The sequence below is a fragment of the Pseudomonas sp. S04 genome (genome assembly GCF_009834545.1).
Taxonomy (GTDB): domain Bacteria; phylum Pseudomonadota; class Gammaproteobacteria; order Pseudomonadales; family Pseudomonadaceae; genus Aquipseudomonas.
On the sequence record NZ_CP019427.1, the window covers coordinates 5,046,494 to 5,063,184 of the forward strand.

The following is a 16,691-nucleotide window of genomic DNA, read 5'->3' on the forward strand; positions in this document are numbered from 1 at the left end:
CGTCACTGATCAACGGGCGCGCGTAAACGGGCGCCCGCCAGGCGCGACTGTGCCCCTCGATGACGCCCGACGATTCTTTCAAGGCTAAAACATGCTCAATTCTGTCGCCCTCAAGCACGCCGAACCGCTGCATTGTCAAAGCTGCAAGTTAGCCGCCTTGTGCCTGCCGCTGGCGCTCAACAGCCAGGACATCAGCGCGCTGAACGAGATCATCAAACGCGAACGCCCGTTGCGCAAAGGGGACTACCTATTCCACCAGGGCGACCCCTTTACCTCCATCTACGCGATTCGTTCCGGCACCCTGAAAACCTCCAGCCTCACCAGCAACGGCGAAGAACACATCATCGGCTTTCATTTGCCGGGCGAACTGATCGGCTTCTCCGCCATGGACCTGAACGCCTACACCTCAACGGCCCAAGCCCAGGAAACCACCACGGTGTGCGAAATCCCCTTTGACCAACTGGAGAACCTGCTGGAGAAGATCCCCAAGCTGCGCCGCCAGTTGATCCACATCATGAGCCGCGAGATTCGTGACGATCAGAACATGATGCGCCTGCTGGCGAAGAAAAATGCCCAGGAGCGCCTGGCGGCTTTCCTGATCAATCTCTCAGTGCGCTTTCACGCCAATGGCTACTCGGCCCATCAGTTTCGCCTGAGCATGACCCGCCAGGAAATCGCCAACTACCTGGGGATCGCCACCGAGACCACCTGCCGCACATTCACCTTCCTGCAGCAGCAAGGCCTGATCCAGGCGCAGGGCAAATACATCAAGATCATTGACGCGCCCTCGCTGTGCGAGCTGTCCGACCGCTAGGCGCCGCGGCGTGTTCATGACGCCTTCAAGACCCCATACACCCCACGCACAATCATCTCCACTTCCCGCTCATCAAGGGTCAGGGGCGGCAGCAGGCGGATGGTCTTGCCCCGGGTGACGTTGATCAGCAGGCCATGATCGCGGGCGGCGATCAGGCTCAGGTCGCGGATCGAGTGGCTCAGCTCGATCCCGATCATCAAGCCCTGGCCACGAATCGCTACCACGTTCGCCAGGCCATCGAGCTCGGCGTGCAGCCGTGCCAACAGGCGTTCGCCCTGGCGCCTGGCGTTGTCCAGCAAGCCTTGTTCCTCGATGATCTCCAGCACCGTGCAACCCACCCGGCAGGCCAGCGGGTTGCCGCCAAAAGTGCTGCCGTGACTGCCTGGGGTGAACAGCCGCGCAGCGTTGCCCCGGGCCAGGCACGCGCCGATCGGCACTCCGTTGCCCAGGCCCTTGGCCAGCGTCATGACGTCCGGCACCACGCCCTCGTGCTGGAAGGCGAACCATTGCCCGGTACGACCGATGCCGGTCTGGATCTCATCGAGCATCAGCAGCCAATTGCGCCGGTTGCAGCGCTCGCGCACCGCGCTCAGATAGCCCGGCGGCGCCAGTTGCACGCCGCTCTCGCCCTGGATCGGCTCCATCAGGATGGCCACGATGCGCTGCCCGTGATCCTGGTGCGCTTGATCCAGCGCGGCGAGGTCGCCGAACGGTACTTTCAGGAAGTCCCCCGGCAAAGCGCCGAAGCCCAGGCGCACCGCCGGGCCGTCGCTGGCCGACAGGGTGCCGAGGGTGCGGCCGTGAAAGGCGTTTTCCATGACCACCACCAAGGGCTGCTCGATACCTTTTTGCCAGCCGTACAGGCGCGCCAGCTTCAGCGCGGTTTCATTGGCTTCGGCCCCGGAATTGCTGAAGAACGCCCGCTCCAGGCCTGACAGCTGGGTGAGCTTTTGCGCCAGTTGCTGCTGCCAGTCGATGCTGTACAGGTTGGAGGTGTGCAGCAACAGGCCGGCCTGTTCGCTGATGGCGCTGACCAGCCGTGGGTGCGAGTGGCCGACGTTGGTCACCGCCACACCCGCCACCGCGTCCAGGTACTCGCGACCGGCCTGGTCCCACAGGCGGGTCCCCAGGCCTTTGGCAAAACTCAGGGCCAGGGGTTGGTAGGTACTCATCAGGTGGGTGGCGGTCATGGCAGCGTGCTCCAGCAGGGTTCGGTGTTTTTGCAGTATCGTTAGCCACCTGAGCTGGATAAACAGCCTGAAACTTCAATCATCTTGAAGCTGGAATTGATAATGGACCTATTCCTGGCCATGACGGTGTACGTCAAAGTGGTCGAGACTGGCAGCATGACCGCCGCTGCCCGCCAATGCAGCTTGTCGACCACCATGGTCGGCAACCACTTGCGCGCCCTCGAGCAACGCCTGGGCGTCAGCCTGATCAACCGCACCACCCGCCGCCAGCGCCTGACCGAGTTTGGCGCGGCCTACTACGAGCGGTGCCTGGAGGTACTGGGGCTGGTGCAGGACAGCGAACGGCTCGCCGAAACCGTGCAGGACGAACCCGAGGGCATACTGCGCATTGCCGCCCCACCGAGCTTCGGTTCCGAATGCCTGGCGCCAGCCATGCACCTGTTCACGCAGCAATACCCGCAAATCCGCGTCGATGTGGTGCTGAGCCAGCAGGTGGTGGACCTGATCGACAACAGCGTCCACGCCGCCATTCGCCTGGGCACCCCCGAGCCATCGGGGCTGATCGCGCGGCCGTTGATGGACTTCACCCTGACCATCTGCGCCGCCCCGTCCTACCTGGAGCGCCGGGGAGTGCCCCGCACGCCGGCCGAACTGAGCCACCACGCCTGCCTGACCTACGCCTACCCTGTCGGCGATGACTGGAGCGCGGTGGGCAAACAATGGCCACTGACCGGGCCCGAAGGCGAGGTGCTGGTGCCGGTCAGCGGGCCGATGATGATCAACAGTGCACCCGGCCTGCACCAGGCCGCCCGCGCCGGCATGGGCGTGGTCATGCTGCCCGATGCGCTGGTGCAGCAGGACCTGCAGGACGGCAAGCTGGTGGCGCTGCTGCGTGACTATCAACTGCCCCGCCGGCCGATGAACCTGGTCTACGCACCGGACCGCTATCGCTTGCCGAAGCTGCGCTGTTTTGTCGAGTTCGCAGTGCAAATGTGGGGCAAACAAGGTGCCGGGCCGGTCGCACCCAAATCGCATAAATCACCGTAGGAGCAAAGCTTGCTCGCGATCGCGATCTCAAGGGCGGCATCGAGGCATCGCGGCATAGGTATCTACACAACTGTGGTGCGACCGGGATGTTGGATCAGGCCGAGTACATATCCATTTCTTCGGTAACGGCCTCCTATGGTTCCGCCTGACGGCGGCTCACTTTTGGACAGCGCAAAAGTAAGCAAAACGCTACATCCCCACCACTCGGTGCCTCGCTTAGGCTCGGCATGCCCGTACTCCGACATTGATTTGGGGGGCCGCCGCAATGGGCCCTCCCTGGCCCAGTGCGGCTAAACCGGCGTCCTGCCGGTTTACCCCCCAAATCAATATCGGATTCCGGCCAGCGTGGTTAACGGGCGCCCAGAATCAAAAACAAAGCGAGGCGGCCTAAAAGCCGACCTGATCGCTAGGGCATGCGCGGTGTAGCTTCTACTTCCTAAGACGCTGACGAAGTCAGCCATCTTTTGATCTGGCTTTGGCTTTGGCTTTTGATCCTGGGCGCCCCGTTAACCACGCTGGCCGAACGCAGGCTTGAAGCCGTGGGTAACCCGGCAGGACGCCGGGTTAGCCGCCCCGCGCCATGGATGGCGCGTGGCGGCGGCCCACGGATTCAAGCCTGCGTGAGGGCACACCGAGCCTAAGCGAGGTGCCGAGTGGTGGGGCAAGAGCGTTTTGCTTACTTTTGCGCTTCTCAAAAGTGAGCCGCCGTTGAACTGCCCCCCGAATGTTGGACACCTGACCCCTCGGGAGGGTGTTCCATGACGAAATACAACCTAGCACTCAAGCAATCACTGATTGAAGAGTGTTTGTCTGCCAGTAGCGTTCATGAGGTGGCCCTCAAGCATGGCTTGAGTCCATCGCTGCTGCGGCGCTGGATCAAGGGTTTTGAAAAACACGGTGCCTCTGGCTTGATTGCCAAGTACAGCCATTACGATGCCCAGTTTAAATTGAAGGTTTTGCAGTGCATCGAACAAGATGGACTGTCGGACCAACAGGCCTGTATACGGTTTGATATCCGTGGTCCAAGTAGTATCAGGCAGTGGCGAAAGCTGTACGATGAAGGCGGTGTAGAAGCACTACAACCGCATCGTCTTAAAGAGTCCAGCATGCCCCGCAAACCTTCTAGGCAACCCAAAGCAAGTCCTGTTCTTCCTGCGGACGCAGAGCTGACCTCTGAACAAATGCTCGCAGAACTGGCCTATCTGCGCGCGGAGAATGCCTATCTAAAAAAGCTCGATGCCTTAATCCAAGCGGATCCCCGTACTGCGCAGCCAAAAAAACGCAGTCCGTCCAAGGATTGAGGCATGAGTATCCACTTGCTCTGTTGCTACGTGCTGCGGGACTTGCACGCAGTACCTTCTATTATCAAAGCAAAACACTGCTAACCGACAAGCATGCCGACCTTAAAGATCGCATCCGCAGCGTCTATCACGGGCATAAGGGGCGTTACGGCTACCGCCGTATCACCGCAACCCTTGGAAACAGTGGTGAGTTGATCAATCACAAGAAGGTGCATCGGCTGATGCAGATGATGGGCCTCAAGTCGTTGGTCAAAGTGAAGAAATATCGCTCTTACCGAGGTGCTGAAGGGCTTGTTGCGCCTGATCTACTAAAGCGCGAATTTAAGGCAGAAGCCCCTAACCAGAAATGGGCAACCGACGTGACGGAGTTCAAGGTGAAGGGGCAGAAACTGTTTCTTTCGCCTCTCATGGATTTGTACAACGGCGAGATCCTGGCTTACCAGATCAACCGACGTCCCGAGTTCAGGATGGTTTCGACGATGCTGGAAAAGGCCTTCGGGCGACTGAATCAAGGGGACAAACCGATACTGCACTCTGACCAGGGTTGGCAGTACAGGCAGCCTACCTACCGACACATGCTGGCCGAAAAGAGCATCGAGCAGAGCATGTCGCGCAAGGGTAATTGCTTGGACAATGCCGCCATGGAAAGCTTTTTCGGCACGCTCAAGAGCGAGTTTTTCTATCTGGAATCATTTGAGAGTGTGGAGCAGCTGGCATCAGGCATAGAGGATTACATCGCCTACTACAACCAAGACCGCATAAGCCTCAGACTGAATGGCTTGAGCCCGGTACAATTTCGGACCCAGGCATTAAATCAATAGCGTCCCCTGTCCAACTTTCGGGGGGCAGTTCACGTCAGGCGGAACCATAGGAGGCCGTTACCGCAAAAATGGATATGTACTCCGCCTAATCCAACACCCCAGAGGCCGCCACGCGGGCAAGCCTTGCTCCTACAACAGCGCGTAGTCGAATCACATTATGGATTAGCCTCCAAAGGCTACTTTTGCAAATGTAGCCTTTAGAGGCTACTTTTAAGCACTACGTCTTTCCTCTAGGCACCTGCATGACGATCAAGGCAGTCCTGACCGGCGATCTGATTCATTCCCAGCACTCCCACGACACCCTGGCGTACATCGAGGGGCTTGCAGCAGTGCTGGCGACCTTGAGTGAGCGCTACGGCGCCAGCGCTGAAACCTTCCGTGGCGATGGCTTTCAACTGGTGCTCGGGCAACCGGCGCTGGCCTTCGACTGTGCGCTGGCCTTGCGGGCCGGGCTGATTGCCGCCAGTCCCAAAGGCGAGCGTTGGGACGCCCGGGTCGCCATCGGCCTCGGAACGGCGCAAGCAGACCAAGGCTACGGCGAAGTCTTTGTGCTTTCCGGGCAAGGCCTGGACAGCATGAAAAAATCGACCCTGGGGGTTTTCAGCAGCGACGGGCAGTTTCTCGAGCGCACAGAGCTGGTGACCGAGTTTGTCGGCGCCATCATCGAGCAATGGACCCAGGTGGAGGCCCAGACCTACGGCGTACACCTGACCAGCCAGGGCGATCAATCGAGTACCGCCCACTACCTGGGCAAATCCCGGGTCACGGTCAACAAGGCCTTGCAACGGGCCCAGGCACGATTGCTCGATCGTTTCCTGGAACGCACCCACCAGTGGATCGAGGAGTTGCAACATGGCTGAGCCGAGCACCCTGTTGCTGATACTGCTACTGATCCATGTGCTGGCCGACTTCTCCCTGCCGTGGAAACGCTGGTTCAGCGATGCTGCCACCGGCTTACACCGAGCGCGGGCGCTGACGGGCTATGTCGCGGTCGCCGGGCTGGGCTACTTTAGCGCGCTGGCGCTGACTGCCAACCCGCTCCCCTGGGCTGCACTGATCGCGCTGTCGCTGGCCGTGGCACGAGCGGCGCTGCATGGATTACTACCGCGGCCCGCGCCCCATCCGGTGCGCCGTTTTATCCTGGAGCAGGGACTATGCGTGCTGGCGATCCTCGGGGTCTGGGCCGTGATCGAGGGTGCCGCGCTGCCCTGGCACGCCTGGTTGAGGGGACTGGTGAGCCCGCCAAACCTGTTGATCGCCCTGGCCTACCTGCTGGTGTTGCGCCCCACTTCCAGCTTGATCGGGGCCGCCCTCGCCCCGTGGATCAGGGAAGTCGACAAGCTCGGCTCACTGGCCAATGCCGGTGCGCTGATTGGCAATCTGGAGCGGGTGTTGATCCTGACCTTCGTCCTGTTGCAGCAATGGGAGGCCGTGGGTTTCCTGATCACCGCCAAAAGCATCCTGCGCTTCAATGAAATCCAGGGGGCCAAGGTCCGCTCACTGAGCGAATACGTGCTGCTGGGCACCTTGTTGAGTTTCACCATGAGTATCGCCATCGGGCTGGCGGTGACGCGGATCCTGGCACTGTAGCCTCCTGAGGCTACTTTTCGAGATGTAGCCTCAGAAGGCTACACCTGCGCGGCGACTTCCGGCACTGGAGCGGCACTGTACCTTGGGCTAGTCTCAGCGGCGCAGGGGCCACTTCGGCATTAGCACAGCAGGGAGAGCGATCATGGGGGATGCGTCTGAATTCGAGCCATTACAGGTCCATCCGGTGGACCTCAATGAAGACATGCTGCAGGCGATTCTCGACCTGACCAGCGATGGCATCTGGGACTGGAACGCCAACACCGGCTTCGTCTACCGCAACCGTGGCTGGTACGCAATGCTTGGCTACGCCCCCCACGGCCTGGAAAACAGTGTGCTGACCTGGGAAAACCTGATCCACCCGGAAGATTTCCCCCGGGTGATGCAACTGTTCGATGACCATCTACAGCAGCGCTCGCCGCGTTACCTGGCGCAATACCGCTGCCGCATGCAGGACGGCTCCTACACCCGGATCGAAGACCACGGCTATGTGGTCGCGCGCAACGCCGATGGCTCGGTCGCGCGGATGATCGGCGCCCATCGCAGCATTGAAGACAAGCAGCGCCTGGTGGAGCAACTGGAGCAACGCAACAAGTCCCTGGAAGCGATCATCGACGAACGCACCCGCGAGCTGTCGCGAGTCAATCAACAGTTGCAGGTGCAGTTGCAGGAGAACCGCAAGCTGGCGGAGAGCGACAGCCTCACCGGCATCGCCAACCGCTACCGCCTGGAAACCGCCCTGCCCCTGGAATGCGAACGCGCCGAGCGATTTCGCCAGCCGCTGTCGCTGATCGCCATGGACATCGATGATTTCAAAGTCATCAATGACCATTACGGCCATGCCCTGGGTGATGCGGCATTGGTGCACGTGGTGGAAACCATCAAGCGCTGCGTGCGCGAAGGCGACTTGCTGGCCCGCTGGGGCGGCGACGAGTTCATCATGCTGCTGCCCAATACCCCCGTCACCACCGCCCAGGTCCTGGCCGAAACCATTCGGTTTGAACTGGAAAGCCTGGCCCCTGTAGGTGACTACCAGGTGACCATGAGCTTTGGCGTGGTCGAGCGCTTCGCCGACGAACAGAAGACCGGCCTGCTGGCCCGCGCCGACCAGGCGTTGTACCGCTCGAAGATCGTCGGCAAAAATGTGATCTCCGGATGAGCCGGGCTAGTTCCCGGCCTTCACCAACACCGGTTGCGCCGAATACCGCTGCGGGTACAGCTGTTTGAGCTGTGCCACTTTCGGCAGGTCGTTGATCACGATGTAGGGGTGGTTGGGGTGCTCGGTCAGAAAGTCCTGATGGTAATCCTCCGCCGGGTAAAAACCGCTGTCGCGCTCGATGCTGGTCACAATCGGTGCGTTGAAGGCATGGGCCGCGTCCAGCTGGGCGATGTAGGCCTGGGCGACCTTTTGTTGCCGGGCATCCTCCACGAACAGTGCCGAACGATACTGGGTGCCACGGTCCGGCCCCTGGCGGTTGAGCTCAGTGGGGTTATGGGCCACCGAAAAATAGATCTGCAGCAAGCTGCCGTAGCTGACCTGGGCCGGGTCGAAGGTCACTCGTACCGCTTCGGCGTGGCCGGTATCGCCCTCGCCGACACGTTCGTAGCGGGCTGTTTCGGCCGAGCCCCCGGCGTAGCCGGACACCGCACTGGTCACCCCTTTGACGTGCTGGAACACCCCCTGCACGCCCCAGAAACAACCACCGGCGAACACCGCGGTTTCGCTCGCAGTGTTCGGCACTTCGTCGACCACTGGCGCTGCCAGGACGACTGCTTCTTCGCTCGCGCCCAGGGAAAAGCCCAGGCACTGCCCGACCACGCCGGCAAGCGCCAGGCCGAACAAGGTGTGACGCCAGGTCAATCGGCGATTCATGGTAGGTACTCCTGATGGGGAAATTTTGCGGCTGGCGGTGCGGCCACTGACCGAGGTAAAAGCCCGGGGTCAGGCGGCAAAGGTCATGGCCAGGCCATTCATGCAGTAACGCAGTCCGGTCGGTGGCGGGCCGTCGTCGAACACATGGCCCAGGTGCCCGCCACAACGCCGGCAATGCACCTCTTCGCGCAGCACGCCGAAGCTGCGGTCCTGGCGGGTGGCCACGGCGTTGGGCAGCGGTGCCCAGAAACTGGGCCAGCCGGTGTGGCTGTCGAACTTGCGGCTTGAGGTAAACAGCGCCAGCTCGCAGCCGGCGCAGGCAAAGGTGCCGTCCCGATGCTCGTCGTTCAGTGCACTGCTGTAGGCGCGTTCGGTGCCCTCCTCCCGCAGGATGTGGTACTGCTCGGGGCTCAGCAGGGCGCGCCATTGGGCCTCGCTGTGGCTGACCTCGAAAGTCTCGGCCGCCTGCGCCGCACCGATCAACGCCGGGGGCGCCACCCGCCGGGTCAAGACCCCGGCCACCAGCGCCGCAACACCCAGCCCGCCGCCGGCCAGAAGAAACTGTCGCCGTGAGTACATGGTTCCTCTCCTTCACTGTGTTTTCTGGAACACAGCCTAGGCTTGAGGTGATCGCCAAATCCTCACGCACTGTTAAACAATTCGTGATAACTGAGCGTCGGGAAAAGCCGCACAATGGCCGCACTACGCAACCGGATCGGAGCTTTATGGACCAGCCTAAACGTGTCCTGGTGGTCGAGGACGACAGCCACATCGCCGACCTGATCTGCCTGCACCTGCGCGACGAACACTTCGAGGTGGTGCACAGCGCCGATGGCAACCAGGGCTTGCGCCTGCTCGAACAGGGCAACTGGGACGCGCTGGTCCTCGACCTGATGCTGCCCGGTGTCGACGGCCTGGAAATCTGCCGCCGCGCCCGCGCCATGGCGCGCTACACGCCGATCATCATCACCAGTGCACGCTCCAGCGAAATGCACCGCATCCTCGGCCTGGAACTGGGTGCCGACGACTACCTGGCCAAGCCGTTTTCCATGCTCGAACTGGTGGCCCGGGTCAAGGCCCTGCTACGCCGGGTCGATGCCATGGCGCGCAATCTGAAGATGGACGCCGGCAGCCTCAGCAGCGACGGCCTATTCATCGACCCGATCACCCGCGAAGTGACACTGCACGGCAAACGCCTGGACCTGACGCCACGCGAGTTCGACCTGCTGTATTTCTTTGCCCGCCAACCGGGCAAAGTGTTCTCGCGCATGGACCTGCTCAATGCGGTATGGGGCTACAGCCACGAAGGCTACGAACACACGGTCAATACCCACATCAACCGCCTGCGCGCCAAGATCGAGGCCGATCCGGCGCAGCCGGTGCGCATTCTCACGGTCTGGGGCCGCGGCTATAAATTCGCCAGCGCGCAGGAGCCGACATGAGGCTGACCCTGAGCCAACGCCTGTCGCTGGTGTTCGCCTTGCTCCTGCTGATCTGCAGTGGCAGCTCGGTGTGGATGCAGGTGCGCGCCAACCAGATGCACGAGCTGGAGGTGGTGCAAGGCTTGTCCCGCGACCTGGCGCAGCACATCGCCCGCGACACTCAGTTGATGGATGCCAACGGCCTGAAACCCGAAGCCCTGCGTGGCCTGTTCAGCCAACTGATGCTGGTCAACCCGAGTGTCGAGGTGTACCTGCTGGACAACCAGGGCCGGGTGATCGGCGATGCCGCGCCCGAGGGCCATCTGCGCCGTGAACAGGTTGACCTGGCGCCATTGCAGCGCTTGCTCAACGACGAGACCCTGCCGATTCTCGGCGACGACCCGCGCAGCCTCGACGGGCGCAAGGTATTCAGCGCCGCGCCGCTCAAGGTCAACGGCCAGCAGGCCGGTTATTTGTATGTGGTGCTGCTCAGCGAAGAACGTGATCGCTTGGCCGCGCGCGGCGCCACCAGTGCGGCGCTGAACACCGCCCTATGGTCGATTGGCCTGGTGGCGTTGCTGTGCCTGATTGCCGGCCTGACTGCGTTCACCCTGATCACCCGGCCCCTGCGGCGCCTGACCGACAGCGTGAAGAGATTCGACATCGACGGCATCCCCACCACGGCGCCCGCCCCCGCCCCTGTGGAGCCGCCCACCAGCCAGGACGAAATTGCCGTACTCGCTGCCGCGTTCCGGCAGATGCAGAACCGCCTGGGCGAACAATGGCGCTCCCTGACCCGCCAGGACCAGGAGCGCCGTGAGCTGGTGGCGAACATTTCCCACGACCTGCGCACGCCTTTGGCTTCGTTGCATGGCTACCTGGAAACCCTGTCGCTCAAGGACGCCAGCCTGACCCCGGACGAACGCCGGCGTTACCTGGGCATCGCCCTGGACCAGAGCCGCAAGGTCGGTGGCTTGGCGCAATCGCTGCTGGAACTGGTGCGCCTGGAGCACGGTTTTGTCCAGCCGGTGCTGGAGCGTTTTTCCCTGACCGACCTGGTGCAGGACATTTTCCAGAAATTCGAGCTGAACGCCGAGGCCCGGCATGTGCAACTCAAGGCCAGTTTTGCGCCGAGCGTGTCGGGGGTGTGCGCCGACCTCGGATTGATCGAACGGGTGCTGACCAACCTGTTCGACAACGCCCTGCGCTATACCCCAGTCGGTGGGGTGGTCGAGATCCGCCTGGAGCCTCAGGGCAAGTTTGTCGAAATCACCGTCAGCGACAGCGGCCCGGGGATCGCCGCCGAACTGCGCGAAGGGTTGTTCCTGCGTCCGTTCAATATTGGCGGCGCACGGCGCGATGGTGGCTTGGGCTTGCGGATTGTGCAGCGGATCCTCGAACTGCATGGGCGCCAGGTACGGCTGCTGGATGTCCCCGGCCAGGGCGCGACCCTGTGCTTTTCCCTGGCGGTGGACGAAGCAACGGCCACGGCCCTGGCAGTGCGCTCGATGAACCTCAATACACCGGGACAGGCCTGACGGACCAGAGGCGACTGCATCGCCAGCCCTGTAGGAGCGAGCTTGCTCGCGATGGCGGTATGTCAGGCGCCATGGATATTGAATGTGTCGGCCTCATCGCGGGCAAGCCCGCTCCCACGATGGCTCTGGGTGCCCACAGATCCCGCATACACGCCACAAACCCTGTGGGAGCGAGCTTGCTCGCGATGGCGGTATGTCAGGCGCCATGGATACTGAATGTGCCGGCCTCATCGCGGGCAAGCCCGCTCCCACAATGGATTTGTGGTGCCCACAGATCCCGCATACACGCCACAAACCCTGTGGGAGCGAGCTTGCTCGCGATGGCGGTGTGTCAGGCGCCATGGATACTGGATGTGCCGGCTTCATCGCGGGCAAGCCCGCTCCCACAATGGATTTGTGGTGCCCACAGATCCCGCATACACGCCACAAACCCTGTGGGAGCGAGCTTGCTCGCGATGGTGGTGTGTCAGGCGCCATGGATATTGAATGTGCCGGCCTCATCGCGGGCAAGCCCGCTCCCACGATGGTTTTGTGGTGCCCACAGATACCTGCAGTCAGTCGCGGTAGCCGGGCGCCACTCGGTCGAGCAGGCGCAGCAGGGCTTTCCAGGCCAGGTCCAGGGCGTCCGGATCACTCAGTTCGCCTGCGGCCAAGGGGCGCTGCGGCTGGTTGAACTGGCGTTCGGTGTGTTCGCAGACCGCTGTCGGAGGCAGTACCAGGTCACCGCAGGCTTGGGCGGCCAACTGAATGTCGCAGGCCTTTTCCAGGTAGTACATGCGCAGGAACGCCTGGGCCACGCTGCTGCCGACAGTCAACAGACCGTGGTTGCGCAGCATCAGCACGGGCTTGTCGCCCATGTCCGCCACCAGCCGCGCTTGCTCGGCCAGGTCCAGGGCGATGCCTTCGTAATCGTGATAGGCAACACGGCCATAGAACTCCATGGACATCTGATTCACCGGCAACAATCCGCAGGCCAGCGCCGCCACCGCACAGCCAGCCCGGGTGTGGGTGTGCAGCACGCACTGGGCGTCCTCGCGGGCCGCGTGCAGGGCGCTGTGGATCACGAAACCGGCCGGATTGACCGGGTAGGGACTGTCCTCCACCGCACGTCCGTCGAGCCCGATCTTGACCAGGTTCGAGGCGCTGATTTCGTCGAACATCAACCCATAAGGGTTGATCAGGAAATGATGTTCAGGCCCCGGCAGGCGCACCGAGATGTGAGTGAAGATCAGGTCGGTCATGCGAAAGTGCGCGATCAAGCGGTAGCAGGCCGCCAACTCCTCACGCAATTGCTGTTCGGTCGGGTTGATCACTGGCACTGCTCCAAGCCCTCGACCAGCGCGTCCCAGCCGCTGAAGCCGCGGCGGCCGATGAACACCAGGCGCGAGCCCGTGGCCTGGGCCTCGTCGGTGGCGGCAAGGAACTGGCTACGGGTGCCGACGTGTTGCAGCCAGTGCGCCTTGGTGCCCTGATCCAGCAGCACCAGGCCCTTGACCCGAAACACATCGCGGGGCAACGCCTGCAACCAGCCGCGCAGGCGCTCGACGTTCAAGGGCGTTGGGCTCTGCCAGAGAAAGCTGCTGAACATTTCACCGTGGTCGTCACTGGCAACCAGGGTCAAGGGTTTGAGCGCGCGCGTCTGCAGGTCCAGGTCCGAATCCAGCCACAGCGCGTCGGGCAGCTGCGCCTGGACGCTTTCGTGGATCCGGGTCCGCAGACCCAACGCGTCGCGCAAGGCTTGCAGTTGGACGGCGTCCACCAGGTCGGTCTTGTTCAACAGCAGCAGGTCGGCCGCCGCCACTTGCGCCCGGGCCAGGCGGGCGTACTCGCCGTCGAGCTGCAGATGACCGGTGGCATCGACCACGGTGATCACCATGTCCAGTTGCATCTGGCTGCGCAGTTGCGGGTAGGCCAGGGTCTGCACGATGCGCTGTGGATCGGATACCCCGCTGCACTCGATGACGATGCGCTCCAGCCGTGGCTGCAATTGCGCAAGGCTGCTCAACTGCGCCAGCAGGTCTTCCTGCACCGTGCAGCAGATGCAGCCGTTCTGCAGGCTGTACACCGCATCGGTGACCTCGGAAACGATCGCCGCATCGATGTTCAGCTCACCAAAATCATTGACGATCACCGCCAACCGACTGCCTTCGGCGCGGCGCACCATGCGGTTGAGCAAGGTGGTCTTGCCGGCCCCGAGAAACCCCGAGACCACGGTCACCGCGATGCGTTGAGGGTTCATTGGGCCTTGCCCTCCAGCACCGGTGGCTCACCTGTCCACACGGCCTTGAGGCCGGCGTCGGCCAGTGCGCCGTTGCGGTCATAGACCAGTTGCCCGTCGACGAAGGTCAACAGCACCTGGGTCTGGTGGATGTAATTGCGCGCCGGCTGGGCAAACAGGTCGCGGTCGATGACGATCAAGTCCGCCGATTTGCCGACTTCCAGGCTGCCGGTCGACTGCTCCAGGCCCATGGCTACGGCACCATTGAGGGTGATCACGTTCAGCGCCTGCTCGAGGCTGATCGGATCGCCGAAGCAGGACGGATCGTCGTTCCACGGGTTTTGCCGGGTGACCATGGTTTCCAGCGCCAGCCACGGGTCGATGGACGCCACCGGCCAGTCGGTGCCCATCACCGCAGTGCCGCCGGCTTCGAGCACGCCCTTGAAATCGTAGATGCGCTTGAGCCGCTCCTGGCCGTAGCCCGAACGTGCGCCGCTGGCGAATGGCGTCGGGTACCAGGCCGCAGGGGAGAATTCGGCGATCACGTTGAGTTCCTTGAAGCGCGGCAGGTTGCCAGGGTGCAGCAAGGTGCTGTGGGCGCACTGGTGGCGCACACCGCTGAAGCCGTTGCGCCGCCGGGCCTCGGCGACGGCATCGAGGAACACATCGGAAGCGCCGTCACCGGTGCAGTGGGCGATGACGCGGATGCCGCGGCTGTCCATGTCCACCACCATGTCGGTGATGTGCTCGGGGGTCAGGTTGAGCTTGCCGCGCCAGCTCGACTCTTCTGGCCAGGGGGTCAGCAGGTACGAGGACTTCGGCTCCACGGTGCCGTCGAAGTGGAATTTCACCGCGTTGGCGCTCAGGCGCGCGCTGCGGTAGTAGTGACGCTCACCACTGAGCAGCTCCCAGCGGCGACGCACCGGGAAGATGTCGTCCTGCCAACTGATGGCGGCTTCAATGCGCACCGTCAGTTCGCCGCTGTCGTCCAGCTCTTTCAGCGCCTGCAGGCGTTGCTCGCAGACGTGTACGTATTTGCTCGCGGTGACGCCACGCGAGCTCTGGAAATGCACCCCATCACGGTAGGCGCGGCGCAGCACGCTGACCGGGGTCGGCGGCATGGCGGCGTGGATCATCGCGTAGGCACCGTCGATCATCAGGCCGTTGGGTTCGCCGCTCAGTTCGTCGCGCTCCAGGTAGCCGTTGCGCGGGTCGGCGGTATGGCGGTCGATGCCCGCCAGTTCCAGGGCCTTGGAGTTGACCATCATGGTGCCCCACATGCGATCGAGCAGGGCCACCGGGCGATCCGGCATGACGCTGTCGAGCCACGCCCGGCCCGGGGTCAGGCCGGCTTCGCGGAAGGTGTAGCGCACCCAGTACTGCCCATAGATCCAACCGTCGCCGGGGTGGGCCTCGGCATAGGCCAGGATGCTCGCGCGCAACTGTTCCGGGGTCGGGTCTTCGATGCCGACATCCAGGTCGTCGCTGTAGCGCGGGGCCAGGGCCAGGTCAGGGTGGGTGTGCATGTCGTGCAGGCCCGGCATGCAGAAGGCGCCCTGCAGGTCATGCACCAGGGTGTTCGGGCCCTTGAACCCTTGCAGCTCGGCCAGGCTGGCAACCCCCACCAACTTGCCGCCGCGAATGGCCACGGCCTCAGCCCAGGGCTGCGCAGGGTTCTGGGTATAGATGCGACCGTTGCCAAGGATCAGGTCGGCATAGGTCCCTTGCGCAGAATGGGTAGAGGAAAAGTTGTCGGACTCAGCCATGCAAGCCACCTTCGAGTTCAGTGCGGGTGAAGGGTCTTCCGCGCACGTTTGGCTTCGGTGACCCTGACGAATGGCACTAGTATTGTTGAATCAACCAATACAACAATCGATTTTTTTTGGCTTAATCGTTCGATTTACGTCACCATACGATTCAACACTCAGCTCCCTTAAAGACAGGATTCTTTATGCGCTTTCCTTCGATGACAGCCCTGCGGGCTCTGGATGCGGTGGCCCGGCTGGGCAGCGTGTCGGTCGCCGCCCGCGAACTGAACCTGACCCGCAGCGCCATCAGCCACCAGATCAGCAAGCTGGAAGAGTGCGTGGGGTTTGCCCTGACCGAGCGCATCGGCCGCGGGATCGGCCTGACCTACCAGGGCGAGCGTTATGCCCGCGAAGTGCATGGGATTTTGTTGAACCTGCTCGACGCCGGCCAGCCGGTTGACGACCAGGAAGTCTCGGGACGGCTGTGTGTCAGCTGCGCGCCGGGGTTCGCCACTTACTGGCTGTGCCACCACATTGGCGCGTTCCTGCGCCAGTACCCGCAGGTGCAGTTGCAGCTGATCTCCCCCAAGTCGCCGGACGACACCCACAACACCAACGTCGACCTGTTTATCGCCTACGGCATTGGCGACTGGCCAGAAATGCACGTCGAGGAAATCGTCGCGCTACGCTTTTTCCCGGTGTGCAGCCCGCGCCTGATCAACGCCTTGAGCGGCCTGAAGAACCCGCAGGAACTCAGCGCCTACCCGCTGCTGCACATGACCGACTACTCGGACTGGCGCGTCTGGCTGACCGCCGCCGGTGCCTCGGGCGTCAATGCCATGAGCGGAATCCTGTTCTCCGACGCCCACTGCGCGCAGTCGGCGTGCATTGCCGGCCAGGGCATCGCCATCGGCGACAACCTGATCAGCGGCGACGCGCTGTCCAAGGGACTGTTGGTGCGCCCGTTCGACATCACCATCGACCTGCACCGCGGCTACTACCTGGCAACCGACCCGCAAAAAGCCGAGCGGCGGGTGGTCCAGGCCTTTAGCAGTTGGGTCAAGACTCAGTTGCAATCCTCGCACCAGACCTGGCAAGACACCCTCTGACGTGGCGGCAAACTCCGCTCTTTC

Annotated in this window: 15 protein-coding genes; 9 read left to right on the plus strand and 6 right to left on the minus strand. The window is 62.6% G+C overall.

Annotated elements, in window-relative coordinates:
- Nucleotides 1-91: 91 nt before the first annotated feature.
- Nucleotides 92-814 (plus strand): fumarate/nitrate reduction transcriptional regulator Fnr, encoded by a 723-nt coding sequence (gene fnr / locus PspS04_RS22435; protein ID WP_095166116.1) that lies wholly within the window; start codon nucleotides 92-94, stop codon nucleotides 812-814.
- A gap of 14 nt (nucleotides 815-828) precedes the next feature.
- On the opposite strand, the gene PspS04_RS22440 is transcribed toward fnr, so the two are convergent.
- The gene (locus PspS04_RS22440) at nucleotides 829-2,004 is read right to left on the minus strand and encodes an aspartate aminotransferase family protein (protein ID WP_095166118.1); all 1,176 of its coding nucleotides are present in this window, start codon (nucleotides 2,002-2,004) and stop codon (nucleotides 829-831) included.
- A 102-nt stretch (nucleotides 2,005-2,106) separates the two neighbouring features.
- Between PspS04_RS22440 and PspS04_RS22445 the strand changes: the two genes are divergently transcribed.
- The 5 genes from PspS04_RS22445 (at nucleotide 2,107) to PspS04_RS22470 (ending at nucleotide 7,919) form a co-directional block, all read left to right on the plus strand.
- The gene (locus tag PspS04_RS22445) at nucleotides 2,107-3,051 is read left to right on the plus strand and encodes a LysR family transcriptional regulator (protein ID WP_159997843.1); all 945 of its coding nucleotides are present in this window, start codon (nucleotides 2,107-2,109) and stop codon (nucleotides 3,049-3,051) included.
- A 758-nt stretch (nucleotides 3,052-3,809) separates the two neighbouring features.
- A protein-coding gene (locus PspS04_RS22455) for an IS3 family transposase (RefSeq protein ID WP_159993877.1) occupies nucleotides 3,810-5,173 on the plus strand; the annotation gives its coding sequence in 2 pieces (ribosomal slippage) (nucleotides 3,810-4,275 and nucleotides 4,275-5,173; 1,365 coding nt in all).
- A 242-nt stretch (nucleotides 5,174-5,415) separates the two neighbouring features.
- Entirely contained in the window at nucleotides 5,416-6,033 is a 618-nt protein-coding gene (locus PspS04_RS22460; protein WP_095168897.1) for a hypothetical protein, read from the plus strand.
- Nucleotides 6,026-6,763 carry a hypothetical protein gene (locus PspS04_RS22465; RefSeq protein WP_159997847.1) on the plus strand — a complete coding sequence of 246 codons (738 nt, stop codon included), beginning with the start codon at nucleotides 6,026-6,028 and terminating at the stop codon, nucleotides 6,761-6,763. The genes PspS04_RS22460 and PspS04_RS22465 overlap by 8 nt, the downstream gene beginning before the upstream one ends.
- 142 nt (nucleotides 6,764-6,905) lie before the next feature.
- On the plus strand, nucleotides 6,906-7,919 hold the full coding sequence (locus tag PspS04_RS22470; protein ID WP_159997849.1) for a sensor domain-containing diguanylate cyclase: 1,014 nt from the start codon (nucleotides 6,906-6,908) through the stop codon (nucleotides 7,917-7,919).
- 6 nt (nucleotides 7,920-7,925) lie between these two features.
- Here the strand turns inward: PspS04_RS22470 and msrA are convergent, their stop codons facing one another.
- Together msrA and msrB are read right to left on the minus strand one after the other, a co-directional pair.
- Complete coding sequence (gene msrA / locus PspS04_RS22475) at nucleotides 7,926-8,633, minus strand: peptide-methionine (S)-S-oxide reductase MsrA (RefSeq protein WP_159997851.1); 708 nt, start codon at nucleotides 8,631-8,633, stop codon at nucleotides 7,926-7,928.
- Nucleotides 8,634-8,702: 69 nt separating this feature from the next.
- Nucleotides 8,703-9,212, minus strand: coding sequence for a peptide-methionine (R)-S-oxide reductase MsrB (gene msrB / locus PspS04_RS22480; RefSeq protein WP_095168901.1), 510 nt, complete (start codon nucleotides 9,210-9,212; stop codon nucleotides 8,703-8,705).
- Nucleotides 9,213-9,358: 146 nt separating this feature from the next.
- Between msrB and PspS04_RS22485 the strand changes: the two genes are divergently transcribed.
- Together PspS04_RS22485 and PspS04_RS22490 are read left to right on the plus strand one after the other, a co-directional pair.
- A complete protein-coding gene (locus PspS04_RS22485; RefSeq protein ID WP_159997853.1) occupies nucleotides 9,359-10,075 on the plus strand; it encodes a response regulator transcription factor in 717 nt (238 codons plus the stop codon).
- Nucleotides 10,072-11,592: a HAMP domain-containing sensor histidine kinase gene (locus PspS04_RS22490; protein ID WP_159997855.1), complete on the plus strand. Its 1,521-nt coding sequence runs from the start codon at nucleotides 10,072-10,074 to the stop codon at nucleotides 11,590-11,592. Before PspS04_RS22485 ends, PspS04_RS22490 begins: the two co-directional genes overlap by 4 nt.
- 554 nt (nucleotides 11,593-12,146) lie before the next feature.
- Here PspS04_RS22490 and PspS04_RS22495 read toward each other — a convergent pair.
- Genes PspS04_RS22495 through PspS04_RS22505 form a run of 3 tightly spaced genes read right to left on the minus strand, consistent with a single transcriptional unit; the run spans nucleotide 12,147 to nucleotide 15,576 of the window.
- Nucleotides 12,147-12,902, minus strand: coding sequence for a class II aldolase/adducin family protein (locus PspS04_RS22495; RefSeq protein ID WP_159998916.1), 756 nt, complete (start codon nucleotides 12,900-12,902; stop codon nucleotides 12,147-12,149).
- On the minus strand, nucleotides 12,902-13,831 hold the full coding sequence (locus PspS04_RS22500; protein ID WP_159997857.1) for a CobW family GTP-binding protein: 930 nt from the start codon (nucleotides 13,829-13,831) through the stop codon (nucleotides 12,902-12,904). Before PspS04_RS22500 ends, PspS04_RS22495 begins: the two co-directional genes overlap by 1 nt.
- Nucleotides 13,828-15,576 (minus strand): amidohydrolase, encoded by a 1,749-nt coding sequence (locus PspS04_RS22505; RefSeq protein WP_159997859.1) that lies wholly within the window; start codon nucleotides 15,574-15,576, stop codon nucleotides 13,828-13,830. The genes PspS04_RS22500 and PspS04_RS22505 overlap by 4 nt, the downstream gene beginning before the upstream one ends.
- A gap of 185 nt (nucleotides 15,577-15,761) precedes the next feature.
- On the opposite strand from PspS04_RS22505, the gene PspS04_RS22510 reads away from it, so the two are divergent.
- Nucleotides 15,762-16,667 carry a LysR substrate-binding domain-containing protein gene (locus PspS04_RS22510; RefSeq protein ID WP_095168906.1) on the plus strand — a complete coding sequence of 302 codons (906 nt, stop codon included), beginning with the start codon at nucleotides 15,762-15,764 and terminating at the stop codon, nucleotides 16,665-16,667.
- Nucleotides 16,668-16,691 lie beyond the last annotated feature (24 nt).

What these genes read in the sequence shown, in the direction of transcription:
- PspS04_RS22500 (WP_159997857.1), bottom strand. Translation starts at nt 13,831, where the DNA reads ATGAACCCTCAACGCATCGCGGTGACCGTGGTCTCGGGGTTTCTCGGG.
- PspS04_RS22460 (WP_095168897.1), top strand. Translation starts at nt 5,416, where the DNA reads ATGACGATCAAGGCAGTCCTGACCGGCGATCTGATTCATTCCCAGCAC.
- msrA (WP_159997851.1), bottom strand. Translation starts at nt 8,633, where the DNA reads ATGAATCGCCGATTGACCTGGCGTCACACCTTGTTCGGCCTGGCGCTT.
- PspS04_RS22440 (WP_095166118.1), bottom strand. Translation starts at nt 2,004, where the DNA reads ATGACCGCCACCCACCTGATGAGTACCTACCAACCCCTGGCCCTGAGT.
- PspS04_RS22485 (WP_159997853.1), top strand. Translation starts at nt 9,359, where the DNA reads ATGGACCAGCCTAAACGTGTCCTGGTGGTCGAGGACGACAGCCACATC.
- PspS04_RS22445 (WP_159997843.1), top strand. Translation starts at nt 2,107, where the DNA reads ATGGACCTATTCCTGGCCATGACGGTGTACGTCAAAGTGGTCGAGACT.
- PspS04_RS22470 (WP_159997849.1), top strand. Translation starts at nt 6,906, where the DNA reads ATGGGGGATGCGTCTGAATTCGAGCCATTACAGGTCCATCCGGTGGAC.
- PspS04_RS22505 (WP_159997859.1), bottom strand. Translation starts at nt 15,576, where the DNA reads ATGGCTGAGTCCGACAACTTTTCCTCTACCCATTCTGCGCAAGGGACC.
- PspS04_RS22465 (WP_159997847.1), top strand. Translation starts at nt 6,026, where the DNA reads ATGGCTGAGCCGAGCACCCTGTTGCTGATACTGCTACTGATCCATGTG.
- msrB (WP_095168901.1), bottom strand. Translation starts at nt 9,212, where the DNA reads ATGTACTCACGGCGACAGTTTCTTCTGGCCGGCGGCGGGCTGGGTGTT.
- PspS04_RS22510 (WP_095168906.1), top strand. Translation starts at nt 15,762, where the DNA reads ATGCGCTTTCCTTCGATGACAGCCCTGCGGGCTCTGGATGCGGTGGCC.
- PspS04_RS22490 (WP_159997855.1), top strand. Translation starts at nt 10,072, where the DNA reads ATGAGGCTGACCCTGAGCCAACGCCTGTCGCTGGTGTTCGCCTTGCTC.
- fnr (WP_095166116.1), top strand. Translation starts at nt 92, where the DNA reads ATGCTCAATTCTGTCGCCCTCAAGCACGCCGAACCGCTGCATTGTCAA.